A 17,027-nucleotide genomic window follows, 5' to 3' on the forward strand; every position below is an offset into this window, starting at 1 on the left:
CATGCCGTCTTCCGACCGCGACCTCCTCCTCGAAGAGCAGGCCTGCTTCGCCCTCTACGCGGCGTCGCGGGCCGTCACCGACGTGTACCGGCCGCTGCTGGCCGAACTCGGGCTCACCTATCCCCAGTACCTGGTCCTGCTGGTGCTGTGGGAACGGGACGCCCGGCCGGTGAAGGAGATCGGCGCGGCGCTGCACCTGGACTACGGCACGGTGTCCCCGCTGCTCAAACGGCTCGAAGCGAACGGGCTGGTGGCGCGCCGCCGGCTCGCCACGGACGAGCGGAGCGTCACCATCAACCTCACGGAGAAGGGTGAGGCGCTGCGCGAGCGGGCGGTCGAAGTCCCGCCCGCGATCGGCTGCGCGCTCGGCCTCGACGACGACGAGCGGCGGGCACTGGTCACCATCCTGCGACGAGTCACCGAATCGGCCGTCGCGAACACACCCGAATCAGGAGGAAGCCATGCCAAGTCGTGACGCCACCACCCACTGGGTCGGTGGTCTGCAGAAGGGCAAGGGCGAGGTCACCCTCGACTCGTCCAACGCGGGCACGTTCGCCGTCTCGTTCCCGACCCGCGCGGGCAACCCGGACGGGCAGACCAGCCCCGAGGAGCTCATCGCCGCCGCGCACTCGTCGTGCCTGGCGATGAACCTGTCCGGCGTGCTCGAATCGCAGCAGCTCGTCGCGGACTCGATCGACGTCAGCGCCGAAGTGACGCTCGGCCCCGCCCAGGGCGGCGGTTTCGAGATCAGCGGCATCGCGATCACGCTGCGCGCGAAGATCGACGGCGTGGACGCGGACAAGTTCGCCGAGCTCGCGAAGACCGCCGAGCGGACCTGCCCGGTGAGCAAGGCGCTGTCCGGCACCACCATCACCCTGGACGCCGCACTCGCCTGACCCCTTCGCTCCTGGGGGCCACCTGATGGTGGCCTCCAGGGCTGACGCGCGTGCCCCGAAAGTGACCTTCGGGGCGCTCAAGTCCCCGAAAGCCACCTTCGGGGCACCAGGCAGATCCCCGCACAAGCGTTCTTCAAGGCACTCCACCGCTAGAGGGGCATCCTTCGAAGCACGCGCGACCCGCTCTACGGTTCCAGGACGACGACCGGGATGCGGCGGGTGGTCTTCTTTTCGTAGTCGGCGAAACCGGGCATCTTCTCCACCATGCGCGCGTAGAGCGCGTCGCGCTCGGCGTCGTCTTCCACCTGGCGCGCGGTCGCGGTGAGCTTCTCGGTGCCCACCTCGATCGTGACCTCCGGGTTCGCCTTGATGTTGTGGTACCAGGCGGGGTTCTCCGGCGCGCCCGCCTTCGACGCGATGATCACGTACCGGTCGCCGTCGGAGACGTAGGCCAGCGGGGACACCCTCGGCTTCCCCGACTTCGCCCCGGTGTGAGTGAGCAGCAGCAGGTCCCCGCCCTCGAAGGGGCCGCCGACCTTGCCGCCGTTGGCGCGGAACTCCTCGATGATCTTGGTGTTGAAGTCGTCCGGCACGGTTCGCCGTTCCTTTCCTCGTCTCCCCAGCGGTGACAAGATCGAAACTACCGCCGTGGCACCAGATCCGCCCGTCCCAGCCGCCACAGCGAGGTCTTCTCCGCAGCGCGGGCGCCGTGCAGCGGGTCGTCGCGGTCGGCGGCCTTCGGGTGCCGCGGCGCGATCTCCGCGCGGTCCAGCACGGCGAGCCCGGCGCCGGAGATCCAGCCGAGCAGCTCGTCGCGGGTGCGGAGCCCGAGGTGCTCGGCGAAGTCCGACAGCACGAGCCAGCCTTCGCCGCCGTCGGCAAGGTGCTCCGGGAGCCCTTCGAGGAAACCCCGCAGCATCCGGCTTCCGGGGTCGTAGACAGCGTGTTCCAGCGGCGACGACGGTTTCGCGGGCAGCCACGGCGGGTTGCACACCACCAGGGGCGCGCGGCCGGGCGGGAACAGGTCCGCCCGCACGACGTCGACGGTTTCCGCGCACCCCAACCGTTCCAGGTTGTCGCGCGCGCAGGCCAGCGCCCTGTCGTCGGCGTCGGTGGCCACCACCTTCGCCACCCCGCGCCGGGCGAGCAGCGCGGCGAGCACCCCCGAGCCCGTGCCGATGTCGAAGGCCAGCTCGGCCGACGGCAAGGGCGCGTCGGCCACCAAATCCACGTACTCGCCCCGCACCGGGGAGAACACGCCGTAGTGCGGATGGATCTTCGCGCCCAGCGCGGGCACGTCCACGCCCTTGCGCCGCCACTCGTGCGCGCCGATCACGCCGAGCAGCTCGGTCAGCGCGACCACCGAGGGCCCGCCGGACTCGCCGTAGGTCTCCTCGCACGCGGCGCGGACATCCGGGGCGCGCCGGAGCGGAACCGCGTACTCGGCGTCCAGCGGCACCAGGAGCATGCCGAGGATGCGGGCCCGCCGCGACCGCGCCTGCCGGTGACGGCGAAATTCGTCCACAGTGGACGCGAGCGGGACGCGGCGGCGCGACCGGTCGACGCGCCTGCCCATGGCGCTCAACAGTTGCCGCGCGTTGACGAAATCGCCGTGCCACAACAAGGCCGTACCCGCCGACGCCAGGCGGAACGCTGCGTCGGCGGTCATCCGGTCGTCGGCGATCTCGGCGCGCCGCGGGCGCGGCGCACCGCTTTCCGACCGCCAGCGCGCACCGGCGAGCGGGTCGCTCACGAAACCGTCGGCAGCTCCGGCGCCGACACGTCGTAGATCTTGCCTTCCCTGGTGAGCAGCGCCGCGATCACCTTCGCCTTGCGGTCGCCCTGCGAGGCGTCTCCCCAGCGCACCGTCTTGCCGCTGGCCAGCGTCAGCTCCACGCTGCCCGGCGTCGCCGCGCCGACGGCGACGACCTGGGTGCGCAGTTGCTGCGGCAGCGAGGCGAGCACCCCGGTCACCGCGCGCGTGAGCGGGTCCTCGGGGCCGACCTTCGGCAGCTTGATCTCGGGCAGCGCGGCGGGTTTGTCCTTCACGACCTTGAACACGACCCCGCCGCCGTCGACGAGGTGCAGCGCGTCGCCGCTGTTGAAGTAGGCGACCGGGGTCCGCTCGGTCACCGCGATCTCGATGGTGTTCGGCCACGAACGCGACACGTCCGCGGTCGCCACCCCCGGCATCGCGAGCACGCGCTCGCGGACGCCGTCGGTGTCGAGCCGGACCAGCGGGACGCGATCGGGCACCGCCGCCGCGGCGCGGACGCCGTCCGCGGTGACCGAGCCGCCCGCACCGGACACCTCGACCGATTTGACGCCGAGCAGCGAGGTGAAGAACACGACGTAGCCGATCCCGGCGGCGGCCAGCACCGTCAGCAGCGCCACCCACCGGCGCCGCAGCGCCTTGCGGCGCGATGGGCGGGTGCCGGTGCGCTGGCGCGCGACCGACGAACGGCGGCCGCGACGCTGCAGCGGTTCGCGGTCCTGGCGCGCGCGAGCCGCCCGCCGCCGGTCCGCGCGCTGCTTCGCCGCCCTCGTCGAGCCCTTGGTCGTGGTCATCGGCGGCTACCCGTGCCCGCCCCTGCGGTCCAGTTCCGCGATGATCTCGGGCCCGAGCTGGGTGACGTCGCCCGCGCCCATCGTCACCACCAGGTCGCCCGGTTTCACCAGGTCCGCGGCCAGCACCGCGGCGCGGTCGAACGCGGGCTCGTAGCGCACCGACGCGCCGGTGACCTGATCGGCGATGAGCGCGCCGGTCACCCCCGGTTCGGGTTCCTCCCGCGCGCCGAACACGTCGAGCACGACGACCTCGTCGGCGAGCCCGAGCGCCTCGGCGAACTCGGCGGAGAACGTCTTGGTCCGCGAGTACAGGTGCGGCTGGAACAGCACGACCACGCGGCCCGTCCCGGCGGCGTGGCGCACCGCGCGCAGCTGCGCCGCGACCTCGGTCGGGTGGTGCGCGTAGTCGTCGTAGACGCGCACGTCCCCGGAGCGGCCCTTGAACTCGAAGCGCCTGCGGACACCGCCGAACGCGGCCAGCCCGTCGACGAGCCCGTCCAGCGGCGCGCCGAGTTCGAGCCCGGCCAGCAGCGCGGCCACCGCGTTGAGCGCCATGTGCTCGCCGGGCAGCGCCACGCGCAGGTCGATTTCGGTGCCCCGCAAGGAAATCCGGACCACTCCCCCGTCCGGGGCCGGGGTGTAGGAGAGCACCTTGGCGTCGTCGGGACCGGTCACCGAGTGCCCGTACCGCTGCACGCGCACGCCCTCGGCCTCGGCGCGCGCGGCCAGTTCGTCCGCGGGCCCGTCGTCGGCGCACGCCACGAGCAGGCCGCCCGGCTCGATGCGGCGCACGAACTCGGTGAACACGGCCACGTACGCCTCGGCGGTGCCGTGGTGGTCGAGGTGGTCCGGTTCGACGTTGGTGACCACGGCGACCGACGGCGAGTACGTCAGGAACGACCCGTCGCTCTCGTCGGCCTCGGCGACGAACAGGCCGCCTTCGCCGTGGTGCGCGTTCGCACCGGACTCGTTGAGGTCGCCGCCGATCGCGAACGACGGGTCGAGGCGGCAGTGCTGCAGCGCGACCGTGAGCATCGACGTGGTCGAGGTCTTGCCGTGCGTGCCGGCGATGCAGGCGACCCGGTGGCCCGCCATCAGCCCGGCGAGCGCCTGCGCGCGGTGCAGCACGGTGACACCGCGGTCACGGGCCGCGGCCAGTTCCGGGTTGGTCTCCTTGATCGCCGTGGACACCACGACCGCCGACGGGCCTTCGGGAAAGGCGTCGAGGTTCTCCGCGCGCTGGCCGATCGCGATCTCGGCGCCCTGGGCGCGCAGCGTGAGGAACGCACGCGACTCCTTCGCGTCCGAACCGGACACCTTCGCGCCCCTGGCGAGCAGGATCCGCGCGATGCCGCTCATCCCGGCGCCGCCGATCCCGATCAGGTGCGCCCGCCGCAGCTCTTCCGGAAGCTCAGTCATCGCCGGTCACCTTCGCCCCCGCCGCCTCCAGCACGATCCTCGCGAGCACCTCGTCGGCCTCGCGGTGGCCGAGCCCGACCGCGGCCGCGCTCATCTTCGCCACCCGCGCGGCGTCGGTCACCAGCGGCACCACCAGTTCGGCGACCTTCGCCCGCGTCAGGTCCGCGTCGTCGACCAGCAGCGCGGCGCCCGCGTCGACCGCGGGCTTCGCGTTGACGGCCTGCTCGCCGTTGCCGATCGGCAGCGGCACGAACACCGCGGGCAGCCCCACCGCGGACACCTCGGCCGCGGTCATCGCGCCCGAGCGGCACAGCACCACGTCCGCGGCGGCGTAGGCGAGGTCCATCCGCTCCAGGTAGGGCACCGGGACGTAGGCGGGCCTGCCGGGGAACTCCTGCACGGCGAGGGTGTTCTTCGGCCCGTGCGCGTGCAGGACGCCGACGCCCGCGTCGGCGAACTCCTTGGCGGAGGCGGAAAGCGCGGTGTTGATCGTCCGCGCGCCCTGCGAGCCGCCGAACACCAGCAGCGTCGGCGCGTCGGGATCGAGGCCGAAGTGCTCACGCGCCTTCGCGCGCAGTTCGGCGCGATCCAGCGTGGTGATCGAGCGCCGCAGCGGGATGCCGACGACCTCGGCACCGGGCAGCGGGGTGCCCGGCACGGCCACCGCGACCCGCTTCGCGAACCGCGCGCCGACCTTGTTCGCCAGCCCCGGTTGCTTGTTGGCCTCGTGCACGACGATCGGCGTCCGCCCGCGCGCGCCAAGGTAGGCGGGCAGCGCGACGTACCCGCCGAAGCCGACGACCACGTCCGCGTGCACCTTCGAGAGCACCTCGCGGGTGCGCTTGACCGAGTCGCGCACCTTCATCGGCAGCCGCAGCAGCTCCGGGGTCGGCTTGCGCGGCATCGGCACCGGCGGGATCAGCTCCAGCGGGTAACCCCGCTCGGGGACGAGCTTCGTCTCGAGCCCCCTTTCGGTGCCCAGCGCCACGACCGACGCGTCGGGCCGCAGCCGCAGGACGGCGTCCGCGAGCGCGAGCGCGGGCTCGATGTGCCCCGCCGTCCCCCCTCCCGCGACCACGATCGTCGGGGCGCTCGCTCGCGCCGCCTTCTCGGATCCCTTGACGGGCTCGCTCACCGATGACCTCTCCATGTCGAACTTCCGCGTGGCGCCGCGACCCTGGACCCCGTCCGGCGCGCCGGGGCGGGCGCCCTGCGGCGTTCCGCCTGCTGTGCCTGCCTGCCGCCGCGTCCGGTGGGCCTGCCTTTCGCCGAGCCTGGCCTGCCGCCGCCCCCGCCGCGCTTCTTCGCGGGCGGGCGGTACGGCTCCGGTGCCGGGAGCCGCATCAGGCGACCGAACTTACCCGGCCCCTGCGTGCGCAGTGCGGCCACCGCCTCCGGCTCGTGCCGAGCGCAGTTCGCCAGTATGCCGAACAGCAGCATCGTCACCACCAGCGACGTCCCGCCGTAGGAGATCAGGGGCAGGGTGACGCCGGTGACGGGCAGGACGCCCACCACGTAGCCGATGTTGATGGCCGCCTGCAGCACGAGCCACACGGTCAGCGTGCCCGCCACGATCCGGATCCACGGGTCGAGGTTGCGCGCGGCGATCCGCAGCCCCACGACGGCGAGCAGGCCGAACAGCCCCATCACGCCGACGCAGCCGACGAAGCCGAGTTCCTCGCCGATCAGCGCGAAGATGAAGTCGTGCTGCACGTTCGGCAGGTATCCCCAGTTGGACTGGCCCTGCGCGAGCCCCTTGCCGAACAGGCCGCCGTCGGCGAGCGCGTACTTGGCCTGGTTCGCCTGCAGGCCCTTGCCGGTCGGGTCGCTTTCGGGGTTCAGGAACGACATCACGCGGTCGAGCCGGTACTGCGAGATCAGCGCCAGCACCACGACGCCGGCGAGACCGCCGCCGAAGATGACCGCGAACAGCCGCTTCGGGGCGCCCGCGAACCACAGCAGGGACACCAGCACGATGCCGAGGGTGACCGTGCCGCCGAGATCGGGCTGCGCCATCACGAGCGCGAACATGAGCAGCGCGGCGGGCACCACCGGCACCAGCAGGTGCCGCCACTGGTGCAGCACCGCGTACTTGGTGACCAGGATGTGCGCGCCCCACAGCGCGAGCGCCACCTTCGCCAGTTCCACCGGCTGCAGCGAGAACCCGCCGACATCGAACCAGCCCTTGGAGCCGAAGTGCTCGGCGCCGAGCGGGGTCAGCACGAGCATCAGCAGCCCGAGCCCGACCACCATCGCCGTCGACGAGAGCTGCCGGATCTTGCGCAGCGGAACCCGCAGGCCGAGCCAGAACACGACCGCGCCGAGCGCGACGAACATCAGGTGCTTCTGGAACTGGGCGTAGACGCCGCTGCCGGTCTTCGGGTCGTAGGAGGACACCGAGGACGCCGACAGCACCATGATGATGCCGAGCACGGTGAGCAGGCCGCAGATCGCCAGCACCAGGTGGAACGACGCGAGCGGGCGGGACAGCCACGCGGTGAGCGCCGTGCGCGCCGCCGCCAGGCCGCGTTCCGGCCGTTCCCGCTTGCGGCGCGGTGCCCGCTTCTCGCCGGTCTTCCTGCCTTCGTCAACCGCCGTCATGCTGGGTCTCCGCCTTCAGAGCGTCGACCGCCCGCGCGAACGCGTCACCGCGATGCGCGTAGTTCCGGAACATGTCCAGCGAGGCGGCCGCGGGCGCGAGCAGCACGACGTCACCAGGGCGCGCCATGGCCCTGGCCGCACTCACCGCCGCAGTCATGGCCTCATCGTCACCCGAAGACACCTGCCGGACCGGGACATCCGGCGCGTGTCGCGCAACCGCGGCACCGATCACGGGCGAATCCACACCGAGTAGCACGACTCCGCGCAGCCTGCCACCGACCGCCGCGACGAGTTCGTCCACCGATGCGCCCTTGAGCTGACCGCCCGCGATCCACACCACGTCCGGGTGCGCCAGCAGCGAACCCGCGGCCGCGTGCGGGTTGGTGGCCTTGGAATCGTTGACGTAGCGGACCCCGCCGATCTCGGCGACCTCGACCGCGCGGTGCGCGCCGGGGGTGAAGTCGTGCAGCCCCTTGCGGACCGCGTCGGCGGGCACGCCGTAGGCGCGGGCCAGCGCGGCGGCGGCGAGCGCGTTCGCGACGTTGTGCGGGCCGGGAGGGCGGACGTCGGCGAGCGCGCACAGCTCTTCGGCGGCGTGCGCCGGATCGTCGACGAACGCCCGGTCCACCAGCAGATCCTCGACCAGGCCCAGTTCCCCTGCCCGGGGCATGCCCAGGCCGAAGGAGACCCGGTTCGCTTCCGGCGCACCGTGTTCGGCCGCGAGCCGCACGCTCATCTCGTCGTCGGCGTTGGCGACCACGGTGGCCGAGCGGGCGTGGATCGTGCCCTTCGCGGCGGCGTATTCCGCGAGCGAGCCGTGCCAGTCGATGTGGTCCTCGGCCAGGTTGAGCACCACCGAGGCGTGCGGCGCGAGCGTGTTCGACCAGTGCAGCTGGAAGCTCGACAGCTCGACCGCGAGCACCTGGTGCCCGCCGCGCACCGCGTCGAGCACCGCGTAGCCGACGTTCCCGCAGGCAACCGCGTCGGCACCGCCCGCGCGCAGGATCGCTTCGAGCATGCCGACCGTGGTGGTCTTGCCGTTGGTGCCGGTGACCGCGAGCCACTTCGGCGGATCCGGCAGGCCCTGCCCGACGCGCCAGGCGAGTTCGACGTCGCCGATCACCTCGACACCCGCTTCGCGCGCGGCCACCAGCAGCGGCGCCGACGGCCGCCAGCCGGGGCTGGTCACCACCAGATCGGTGCCGTCGGGCGGCTCGGCCAGGCCCGGCGCCAGCTCCGCGCCCAGACCGTCCAATTCGGACAGACGGGCCGCGTCGCCGTCGGTGACCGTGATCCGGGCGTCCAGAGTGGACAGTGCGGCGACCACCGACTTCCCGGTGACCCCGGCGCCCGCGACGAGTACCCGTTTCCCGGCCAGTTCCATCGGCTCAGCCGCCCGCGCCGAGCTGCTCGCTGTAGAACAGGCCGAGACCGAACATGCAGCAGATCGCCGAGAGCAGCCAGAACCGGATGATCACCGTGGTTTCCGCCCACCCGGCCAGTTCGAAGTGGTGGTGGAACGGGGCCATCCGGAACAACCGTCTGCGGGTGGTCCTGAACACCGCGATCTGCGCCACCACCGAGATCATCTCGACCATGAACAGGCCGCCGATCACGATCGCGAGCAGTTCCGTGCGAGTGGTCATGGACAGCCCGGCGACGAGCCCGCCGAGCGCGAGCGAACCGGTGTCGCCCATGAAGATCTTCGCGGGTGCGGCGTTCCACCACAGGAAGCCGACGCAGGCGCCCGCCGCGGCCGCGGCCACCACGGCGAGGTCGAACGGGTCGCGCACGTGGTAGCAGGCGGCCTGCACGGTGCCAGCGCAGCTGACCCTGCCCTGCCAGAACGAGATCACCACGTAGGTCGCGAGCACCATCGCGGCCGCGCCGCCCGCGAGGCCGTCGAGCCCGTCGGTGAAGTTCACCGCGTTCGACCAGCCGGAGATCACGATGAAGCAGAACGGGATGAACACGATCACCGGCAGCGTGATGAGCGCGATGTCGCGGACGTAGGACAGGCTCTGCGACGCCGGGGTGAGGCCGTTGGCGTCGGGGAACTGCAGCACCAGTATCGCGAAGACCACGGCCACCACGAGCTGCCCGACCGTCTTCGCGGTCTTGTTCAGCCCGAGGTTGCGCTGGCGGCGGATCTTGATGAAGTCGTCGAGGAAGCCGACCACGCCGAGCGCGACCGACAGGAACAGCACCAGCAGGCCCGATGCCGACGGGGCGCCGGACCCGGACCCGGTCAGCCAGGTGATCAGGTGCGCGACGAAGTAGCCCGCGACCATCGCGACGATGATCGCCACCCCGCCCATGGTCGGCGTGCCGCGCTTGGACTTGTGCCCCTGCGGGCCCTCCTCGCGGATCTCCTGCCCGAAGCCCTGGCGCGAGAACACCCGGATCAGGTAGGGCGTCAGCAGGATCGAGACCAGCAGCCCGACGGAGGCCGCGATCAGGATGTTGATCACGCGTCACCACCCTCGGCGAGCAGCGCGTCGGCGACCCGCCACAGGCGTTGCGAGTTCGCGGCCTTCACCAGCACCACGTCACCCCCGCGCAGCTCGTCGCGCAGCAGCGCCACCGCGGCGTCCACATCGGGCACCAGTACCGACTCCTCTCCCCACGAACCTTCCATGCTCGCGCCTTGGTGCATCGGCCGTGCCGCCTCACCCACCACGACCAAGCGGTTGACATCTAAGCGCACGGCCAGGCGGCCGATTTCATCGTGTACCCGGGTGTGGTTCTCGCCGAGCTCCGCCATGGGGCCCAGCACGGCCCACGAGCGCCGCTGGGCGCCCGCCGACCTGCTGATCGTCATCAGCGATTTGAGCGCCTCGCGCACCGCCTCGGGGCTCGCGTTGTACGAGTCGTCGATGACGGTCACGCCGTCGGCGCGGGTGGTCACCGCCATCCGCTTGCCCGAAACCGGTTTCGCGCGGGTCAGCCCGGCGGCGGCCTCCTCGACGGTGGCACCGGCCGCCAGCGCGACCGCGGCCGCGGCGAGCGCGTTCGACACCTGGTGCGCGCCGTGCAGCCCGAGCCGCACCGGCGCTTCGCCCGCTTCGGTGACCAGCCGGAACCCGGGCCGGGCCTGGTCGTCGAGCACGATGTCGGTGGCCCGCACGTCGGCGGCCGCACCGGTGCCGAAGGTGAGCACGCGCGCCTTCGTCCGCTCCGCCATGGCCGCGACGCGGTGGTCGTCGGCGTTGAGCACCGCGACCCCGCCGTCCTCCGCGGACGGCAGCGCCTCGACGAGTTCGCCCTTCGCCTTCGCGATGGTGTCCTGCGAGCCGAACTCCGACATGTGCTGGGTGCCGACGTTGAGCACCACGCCGATCTTCGGCGGCGCGACCTCGCACAACGCGGCCACGTGGCCGACCCCGCGCGCGGAGAGCTCCAGCACCAGGTGGCTGGTCCGCTCGTCGGCCCGCAGCGCCGTCCACGGGTGGCCGACCTCGTTGTTGAACGACCCCGGCGGGGCGATGGTGTCCCCGCGTCCGGACAGCAGCGCGGCGATCAGGTCCTTCGTCGAGGTCTTGCCAGCGGACCCGGTCACGCCGACCACGAGCAGCCCGCCCGCGACTAGCCGGTCGGTCACCGCCCTGGCCAGCTTCGCCAGCGCGGCGAGCACTGCGGCACCGCTGCCGTCGGTGTCACCCGCGAGCGCGTAGACGCGCGAGGGCCCGCTGACGGTCACCGGCGGCACGACGACCGCGGGCGCGTCGACCGGGCGCGCGGCCAGCACGCCCGCCGCGCCCGCTTCCACGGCGCGCGCGGCGAAGTCGTGGCCGTCGACGCGTTCGCCGGGCAGCGCGAGGAACAACCCGCCCTCGGTCAGCTTGCGCGAGTCGAATTCGACGGTGCCGGTCACCTTCGGCGACCCGTCGGTGCCGTGCAGGGTGCCGCCGACGATGTCGGCGATCTCGGCGAGGCTCAGCTCGATCATGCGTTTGCTCCCAGCCGCTGGCGGATGGCCGCTTCCAGTTCGTCCCGGTCGGAGAACGGGTGCACGACGCCCGCGAAGTCCTGGCCGGTCTCGTGCCCCTTCCCGGCGATCAGCACCACGTCACCGGGCAGGGCGAGGCCGACCGCGTGCGCGATGGCCTCCCTGCGGTCGGCGATCTCGGCGATCTCGGCGGCCTGCCCGCCCGCCGACCGCGCGCCGGCCAGCATCGCGGCCCTGATCTGGGCCGGGTCCTCGCTGCGCGGGTTGTCGTCGGTGACGATCAGGAAGTCGCTGCGCTTGGCCGCGGCCTCCCCCATCAGCGGGCGCTTGCCGGTGTCGCGGTCGCCGCCGCAGCCCAGCACGGTGATGACCCTGCCGTCGGCGCGGGCCCGCAGCGCGTCGAGCGCCTGCGCGACCGCCGCGGGCTTGTGCGCGTAGTCGACGACCGCGGTGAACTGCTGGCCGAGGTAGACCCGTTCCATCCGGCCGGGCACCTCCACCGAGGCGAGCCCGTCGGCGATCTCCTGGCCGCTCACGCCGACGGTGTCGAGGATCGCGGCGGCCAGCGTGGCGTTGGCGATGTTGAACGCGCCCGGCAGCGGCAGCGTCGCCGGGATCGCCAGCCCGCCGGGACCGTGCAGCACGAACGTCTGCTCGCCGGTCTCGGTGCGCGCGAAATCGCTCGCCGTCCACGTCGCGGAAGTGCCGGGCTCGGTGGACACCGTCACCGTGTGATCGGTGACCAGCGCCTGGCCCCACGCGCCGTCGATCACCACGACCTCGGTGGTGGACCGGCCGTCGAACAGCAGGGACTTCGCCGCGAAGTACTCCTCCATGTCGCGATGGAAGTCGAGGTGGTCCTGGGAGAGGTTGGTGAAGGAGCCGACGGCGAACCGGGTGCCGTTCGCCCGCCCCAGCGCCAGCGCGTGGCTCGACACCTCCATCGGCACGTGCGTGACGCCCTGTTCCACCATCACCGCGAGCAGCGCCTGCAGATCGGGCGCCTCGGGGGTGGTGAACGCGCTCGCCAGCCGCTCCCCCGCGATGCGGGTCTCGACCGTGCCGATGAGCCCGGTCGTGCGTCCCGCCGCGCGCAGGCCCGACTCGATCAGGTACGCGGTCGTGGTCTTGCCCGAGGTACCGGTGACGCCCAGCACGGACAGCTCCAGCGACGGCTCGCCGTAGATCCAGGCGGCGACCGCGCCCAGCACGCCGCGCGGGTCCGGGTGGACGAGCACCGGGATGCCCGCGTCGGCCAGCGCTGGCCGGTGCGCGCCCGCTTCGTCGGTGAGCACGGCCGCGGCGCCGGAAGCGATCGCACCGGCCGCGAAGTCGGCGCCGTGCGCCCTGGCTCCCGGCAGCGCGGCGAAGAGGTCGCCGGGCAGCACCTGCTGCGCGCGCAGCGTCGCACCGGTCACCGCGACGTCCGCGGCGGCGCCGTGATCGTCGGCGATGAGCCTGGCGTCCGCGCGGGCGACCAGGGTCGTCAGCGGAACCGGTTCGATCCGGGCGGGGCGTGGGGGCGCGGCGGTCACCTTCACCGGGCTGTCCGGGACCTGGCCGGTCCCGGCCCGAGGCCCATCGTTGTTGACAGACACGGCCGGAAGGTTACCGGCGGCGTGTCCGCGCGAGCGCACGCGGTAGGCCTAGCGCGTGTTTCTCCCCCGCAGCGGGGATTTCCGGGCCCCGGTTGCGTGTGGACTCACGCGTTTTCCGGCCGGGAGAAGACGGCTGAAGGCCCCGCGCGGAACGTGTTCGCACGCGGGGCCTTCGGGAGAAAAGCTCTTGGTTCACAAGCGGCGAAGCCGCTTGAGCGGGCTATCGACACTCATTGGTTCACCACGAGTGGGACCACCGGGGACGGGGCGTCGGACAGCGGGATGTTGTACCGCTGCGCGAGGTACGAAGCGATGTCGTGGAACAGCGGGCCGGCGGAATGCCCGAGCGGCAGCGTGGTGTCCGGCGCGTCGAGGCGGATGCCGACCACGAACCGGGGGTTGTCCGCGGGCAGGATCCCGGCGAACGTGATGTTCTCCAGGTGGTCGCTGTAGGCGTTGGTCTTCGGGTCGATCTGCTGGCCGGTCCCGGTCTTGCCGGAGATCTGGTACCCCTCCAGCGCCGCGGTGGGCGCGGTGCCGCTGTTCTGGCCCTTACCCTTCTGCGCCACCGCGCGCATCATGTCCTTGACCGTGTTCGCGACCTGCGGGCTGACCACCTGGACGCTCTTCGGGGCCGGCTCGGGGATCCGCGTGCCGTCCGGGGCGATCTTCGAGTCCACGATCCTCGGCTGCACGCGCAGGCCGTTGTTCGCGATCGCCTGGTACATCCCGGCCATCTGCACCACGGTCATCGAAAGGCCCTGCCCGATCGGCAGGTTCCCGAACGTGGTGCCGTACCACTGGCTGCGCGCGGGCACCGAGCCCGGACTCTCGCCGGGCAGGCCGATCCCGGTGCGCTGGCCGATGCCGAACTGCTTGAGCAGCTCGGAGAACCGGTCGGGGCCGACCTTCTGCGCGAGCAGCAGCGTGCCGACGTTCGACGACTTCGCGAAGATGCCGGTCGTGGTGAACGTCTGGGTGCCGTGGTTCCACGCGTCGTGCACGACGTGGTCGGCGACCTGCAGCGACCCCGGTACCTCGACGGTCGACTCCGGCGTCGCGGCCCCGGAGTCGATGGCCGCGGTGGCCGTGACGACCTTGTTCACCGAACCCGGCTCGTAGGAGTTCGACACGGCCGGGTTGCCCATCAGCTCGGGCTTGCGGGTCGCCGGATCGTTGGGGTTGAACGTCTTGTCGTTCGCCAGCGCGTAGACCTGGCCGGTCTTCGAGTCCATGATGACCGCGCTGCCGCCCTTGGCGCGCGTCTTGGCCACGTAGTCCGACAGCCGCTGCTGCAGGTCGTACTGGACGTCCGAATCGATCGTCAACCGCAGGTCCGAACCGGCCACCGCGGGCTGCAGATCCCGTTCGGTGCCGGGGATGATGACCTTGTTGTCGCCGTTGGCGGTGTCCACCATGCGGCGCCCCGGGGTGCCGGCGAGGTCGTTGTCGCGCGAGTTCTCCAGCCCGGTCAGCCCGTGCAGGTTGTGCTTGGAGATGTCCTGGTCGTCGGTGCGCCAGTTCGCGTAGCCGATCAGGTTCGACGCGAGCGTGCTCCCCGGGTACTCGCGGGCCGCGCGCTTTTCCTCGGCGATTTCCGGGAAGTGCTTCGGGCTCGTGATGTCGTCGGCGATCGACGGCTCGACACCGTCGACGAGGTAGGTGAAATCGGCGTTCTTGTGGAGCAGTTCGAGCAGCTTCTGCTCGGTGACCTTGCCCGGCACCGCGTTCGCGATGTACTTCGCCGCTTCGGCCGCCCGTGTGTCGAAGTTCTTGCCCTCCGCGGGATGCTGCTGCGCGTACTCGCCCCACTGCTTGCGCATCAGGCGCAGGTTGACCGTCAGCATCCTGGTTTCCACGCTGAACGCGAGCTGCGCGCCGTTGCGGTCCACAATGGACCCGCGCTTGGCCGGGATGTCGATCGTCTCGGTCCGCTGCCGCTCCGCCTTCTCCGACAGCGCGGACGCCTCGAACCCCTGCACCCGCACCAGTTGCAGGCCCGCGACGGTGAGCACCGCGATCAGGATGACCTTGACCGCGGTGAACCGGCTCGCGCCGCCCCCGCCCGCCTTCGGGCGGCCGGCCACCCGCCGCATGCGCGTCGGCTGTCCGGTGCGCTGGTACCCGGCGGCGGGCCGCGGCCGCATCGTGCGGCCCCCGCCGCGTGGCGTCGGTGCGCCCGGCATCACTGTCCTCCGTTCGCGGGCTGGCCCTGCTGCGGCTGCGGTTGCTGCGGTTGTTGTTGCTGCTGGGGTGCTGGCGCGTCGTCCTGCGGCACCGCGGGCTGGTCGCCTTCGTGCGGCACGGCGCCGCGCTGGCTGCCCGGCGCCGCCGCGGCCGGGGTCGGCGGCGCGGAAGTCGTCGCCGCCGCGCCGTTCGCCTTCTTCGGCTCGCCAACGACGCGCGTGGAGCCGTCGGGGTTGACGACGATGCGCGCCGGGTCGCCGCCGGGCACCATGCCCAGATCGCGGGCGTGCTGCGAGAGCACCGACGCCGACTCGTCCTGCGCGACCGCGCGCTGCAGCTGCTGCTGTCGTTCGGTGAGGGCCGCGGTGTCCTTGCGCACCTGCTCGAGCCGGTAGGAGTCCGCGATCGCCTGCGTGGACAGCCACAGCGTGGTCGCGACGCCCGCGGCCAGCAGGCACATCATCAGCACCACGAACGACGCGCGCGACCGCGGCCACCGAAGCTTGAGCCGGGTGCCCGTGGTGGCGCGCTGCTCCTGCGCCTTGGGGTGCGCCGCGCGCTGCCGCAGCAGATCCGCCCGCTGCGCGCGCCGGGCATAGGCCCGCTCCGCCGCGGAGGTCCGGCCGCGCTGGCCGCTGCCGCGCTCGCCGTCCTTCTGGCGGCGGCGCGGCCGCTCGACCTCCGGCGCCACCGTGGCTTCGGGCGCCTCCCGCTCCGCGCGCCCGCGGGTGGCGGCCGCTGAAGAACGCGCGGACTGCGCCGAACGCCTGCGAGGTCGCGTGGGGGCTGTCATGGCGCCACTCCGATCCGCTCCGCCCCGCGCAGGCGCACCGACGCCGCGCGGGGATTGTGCTCGACTTCTTCCGGTGCCGCCTTCTCCGCGCCGCGGGTCAGCAGCTTCACCTGGGGCCCGTGGCCGGGCAGTTCCACCGGAAGCCCCGGCGGGGTACGGGATTTCGCCAGCTCCGCGATGGCCTGCTTCACCACGCGGTCTTCCAGCGACTGGTAGGACTCCACGACGATGCGGCCGCCGACGGCCAGCGCGCCGAGCGCGGCCGGGATCGCCCGCCGCAGCACGTCCAGCTCGCCGTTGACCTCGATGCGCAGCGCCTGGAACGTGCGCTTCGCCGGGTGGCCCCCGGTGCGCCTGCTCGCGGCGGGCACCACGCGGTAGAGCAGTTCGACGAGCCGTGCGCTGCGGTCGAACGGTTCGTCGCCGCGGTCGGCCACCACGGCCTTCGCGATCTTGAAGGCGAACTTCTCCTCGCCGTAGTCGCGCAGGATCCTGGCCAGGTCGCCGACCGGGTAGGTGTTCAGCACGTCGGCCGCGGTCTGCCCGGTGGTCGGGTCCATCCGCATGTCCAGCGGCGCGTCCTTCGCGTAGGCGAACCCGCGCTCGGCGAGGTCGAGCTGCATCGAGGACACCCCGAGGTCGAACAGCACTCCGTCCACATGCGACAGTCCAAACCGGTCGAGCACCCCGGGCAGCTCGTCGTAGACGGCGTGCACGAAGTCGACGCGGTCGCCGTGACGCGCGAGCCGCCGCGCCGAGCGCTCCAGCGCGTTAGGGTCGCGGTCGAGCGCGATGAGCCGGAGGTCCGGATGCGCGCTCAGCAAGGCGTCCGCGTGCCCGCCGAGCCCGACGGTCGCGTCGACGAGCACCGCGGATTTCCCGGCCAGCGCCGGTTCGAAGAGCGCGAGGATGCGGTCGAGCAGGACCGGCACGTGCGTCGCGTCGTCGGTCACCCCTCCGCCCCCTCTCCGCTCCGAAATGGACTCCCCGCCACTGAATGTCCTGAATGGACAGAG

Annotated in this window: 15 protein-coding genes; 2 read left to right on the forward strand and 13 right to left on the reverse strand. The window is 72.3% G+C overall.

Annotated elements, in window-relative coordinates; all coding sequences use genetic code 11:
* Position 1: 1 nt before the first annotated feature.
* Both HUW46_RS01950 and HUW46_RS01955 read left to right on the forward strand, forming a co-directional pair.
* Positions 2-475, forward strand: a complete 474-nt coding sequence (locus HUW46_RS01950; protein WP_215545621.1) for a MarR family winged helix-turn-helix transcriptional regulator — start codon at positions 2-4, stop codon at positions 473-475.
* Positions 462-896 carry an OsmC family peroxiredoxin gene (locus HUW46_RS01955; RefSeq protein ID WP_215545622.1) on the forward strand — a complete coding sequence of 145 codons (435 nt, stop codon included), beginning with the start codon at positions 462-464 and terminating at the stop codon, positions 894-896. The genes HUW46_RS01950 and HUW46_RS01955 overlap by 14 nt, the downstream gene beginning before the upstream one ends.
* A 185-nt stretch (positions 897-1,081) precedes the next feature.
* Here the strand turns inward: HUW46_RS01955 and HUW46_RS01960 are convergent, their stop codons facing one another.
* The 13 genes from HUW46_RS01960 to rsmH all read right to left on the reverse strand — a co-directional run bounded on the left by HUW46_RS01960 (position 1,082) and on the right by rsmH (position 16,964).
* A complete protein-coding gene (locus tag HUW46_RS01960; protein ID WP_215545623.1) occupies positions 1,082-1,489 on the reverse strand; it encodes a nitroreductase family deazaflavin-dependent oxidoreductase in 408 nt (135 codons plus the stop codon).
* A gap of 47 nt (positions 1,490-1,536) precedes the next feature.
* Positions 1,537-2,649 (reverse strand): class I SAM-dependent methyltransferase, encoded by a 1,113-nt coding sequence (locus HUW46_RS01965; RefSeq protein WP_254125716.1) that lies wholly within the window; start codon positions 2,647-2,649, stop codon positions 1,537-1,539.
* Positions 2,646-3,464, reverse strand: a complete 819-nt coding sequence (locus HUW46_RS01970) for a cell division protein FtsQ/DivIB (RefSeq protein ID WP_215545624.1) — start codon at positions 3,462-3,464, stop codon at positions 2,646-2,648. The genes HUW46_RS01965 and HUW46_RS01970 overlap by 4 nt, the downstream gene beginning before the upstream one ends.
* Positions 3,465-3,470: 6 nt before the next feature.
* Entirely contained in the window at positions 3,471-4,883 is a 1,413-nt protein-coding gene (murC, locus tag HUW46_RS01975; protein WP_215545625.1) for a UDP-N-acetylmuramate--L-alanine ligase, read from the reverse strand.
* Positions 4,876-6,018 carry an undecaprenyldiphospho-muramoylpentapeptide beta-N-acetylglucosaminyltransferase gene (gene murG, locus HUW46_RS01980; RefSeq protein WP_254125718.1) on the reverse strand — a complete coding sequence of 381 codons (1,143 nt, stop codon included), beginning with the start codon at positions 6,016-6,018 and terminating at the stop codon, positions 4,876-4,878. The genes murC and murG overlap by 8 nt, the downstream gene beginning before the upstream one ends.
* Positions 6,015-7,484, reverse strand: coding sequence for a putative lipid II flippase FtsW (gene ftsW / locus HUW46_RS01985; RefSeq protein ID WP_215545627.1), 1,470 nt, complete (start codon positions 7,482-7,484; stop codon positions 6,015-6,017). The genes murG and ftsW overlap by 4 nt, the downstream gene beginning before the upstream one ends.
* Positions 7,471-8,868 carry a UDP-N-acetylmuramoyl-L-alanine--D-glutamate ligase gene (gene murD, locus HUW46_RS01990; RefSeq protein WP_215545628.1) on the reverse strand — a complete coding sequence of 466 codons (1,398 nt, stop codon included), beginning with the start codon at positions 8,866-8,868 and terminating at the stop codon, positions 7,471-7,473. The genes ftsW and murD overlap by 14 nt, the downstream gene beginning before the upstream one ends.
* Before the next feature lie 4 nt (positions 8,869-8,872).
* Positions 8,873-9,955, reverse strand: a complete 1,083-nt coding sequence (gene mraY, locus HUW46_RS01995) for a phospho-N-acetylmuramoyl-pentapeptide-transferase (RefSeq protein ID WP_215545629.1) — start codon at positions 9,953-9,955, stop codon at positions 8,873-8,875.
* The gene (locus HUW46_RS02000) at positions 9,952-11,433 is read right to left on the reverse strand and encodes a UDP-N-acetylmuramoyl-tripeptide--D-alanyl-D-alanine ligase (RefSeq protein WP_215545630.1); all 1,482 of its coding nucleotides are present in this window, start codon (positions 11,431-11,433) and stop codon (positions 9,952-9,954) included. The genes mraY and HUW46_RS02000 overlap by 4 nt, the downstream gene beginning before the upstream one ends.
* Positions 11,430-13,031, reverse strand: a complete 1,602-nt coding sequence (locus tag HUW46_RS02005; RefSeq protein ID WP_442860906.1) for a UDP-N-acetylmuramoyl-L-alanyl-D-glutamate--2,6-diaminopimelate ligase — start codon at positions 13,029-13,031, stop codon at positions 11,430-11,432. The genes HUW46_RS02000 and HUW46_RS02005 overlap by 4 nt, the downstream gene beginning before the upstream one ends.
* A 230-nt stretch (positions 13,032-13,261) precedes the next feature.
* On the reverse strand, positions 13,262-15,217 hold the full coding sequence (locus HUW46_RS02010; protein WP_442860907.1) for a peptidoglycan D,D-transpeptidase FtsI family protein: 1,956 nt from the start codon (positions 15,215-15,217) through the stop codon (positions 13,262-13,264).
* Positions 15,217-16,011: a hypothetical protein gene (locus HUW46_RS02015; protein WP_254125720.1), complete on the reverse strand. Its 795-nt coding sequence runs from the start codon at positions 16,009-16,011 to the stop codon at positions 15,217-15,219. Before HUW46_RS02015 ends, HUW46_RS02010 begins: the two co-directional genes overlap by 1 nt.
* On the reverse strand, positions 16,008-16,964 hold the full coding sequence (rsmH, locus tag HUW46_RS02020) for a 16S rRNA (cytosine(1402)-N(4))-methyltransferase RsmH (protein ID WP_215545631.1): 957 nt from the start codon (positions 16,962-16,964) through the stop codon (positions 16,008-16,010). Before rsmH ends, HUW46_RS02015 begins: the two co-directional genes overlap by 4 nt.
* Between the last annotated feature and the right edge of the window lie 63 nt (positions 16,965-17,027).

Origin of the sequence: Amycolatopsis sp. CA-230715 (assembly GCF_018736145.1) — a bacterium.
GTDB lineage: Bacteria > Actinomycetota > Actinomycetes > Mycobacteriales > Pseudonocardiaceae > Amycolatopsis.

Bases quoted from the DNA above. Each gene is read 5' to 3' on its own strand.
- HUW46_RS01950 (WP_215545621.1), top strand. From the start codon at position 2: ATGCCGTCTTCCGACCGCGACCTCCTCCTCGAAGAGCAGGCCTGCTTC.
- HUW46_RS01955 (WP_215545622.1), top strand. From the start codon at position 462: ATGCCAAGTCGTGACGCCACCACCCACTGGGTCGGTGGTCTGCAGAAG.
- HUW46_RS01970 (WP_215545624.1), bottom strand. From the start codon at position 3,464: ATGACCACGACCAAGGGCTCGACGAGGGCGGCGAAGCAGCGCGCGGAC.
- murC (WP_215545625.1), bottom strand. From the start codon at position 4,883: ATGACTGAGCTTCCGGAAGAGCTGCGGCGGGCGCACCTGATCGGGATC.
- ftsW (WP_215545627.1), bottom strand. From the start codon at position 7,484: ATGACGGCGGTTGACGAAGGCAGGAAGACCGGCGAGAAGCGGGCACCG.
- murD (WP_215545628.1), bottom strand. From the start codon at position 8,868: ATGGAACTGGCCGGGAAACGGGTACTCGTCGCGGGCGCCGGGGTCACC.
- HUW46_RS02000 (WP_215545630.1), bottom strand. From the start codon at position 11,433: ATGATCGAGCTGAGCCTCGCCGAGATCGCCGACATCGTCGGCGGCACC.
- HUW46_RS02010 (WP_442860907.1), bottom strand. From the start codon at position 15,217: ATGCCGGGCGCACCGACGCCACGCGGCGGGGGCCGCACGATGCGGCCG.
- HUW46_RS02015 (WP_254125720.1), bottom strand. From the start codon at position 16,011: ATGACAGCCCCCACGCGACCTCGCAGGCGTTCGGCGCAGTCCGCGCGT.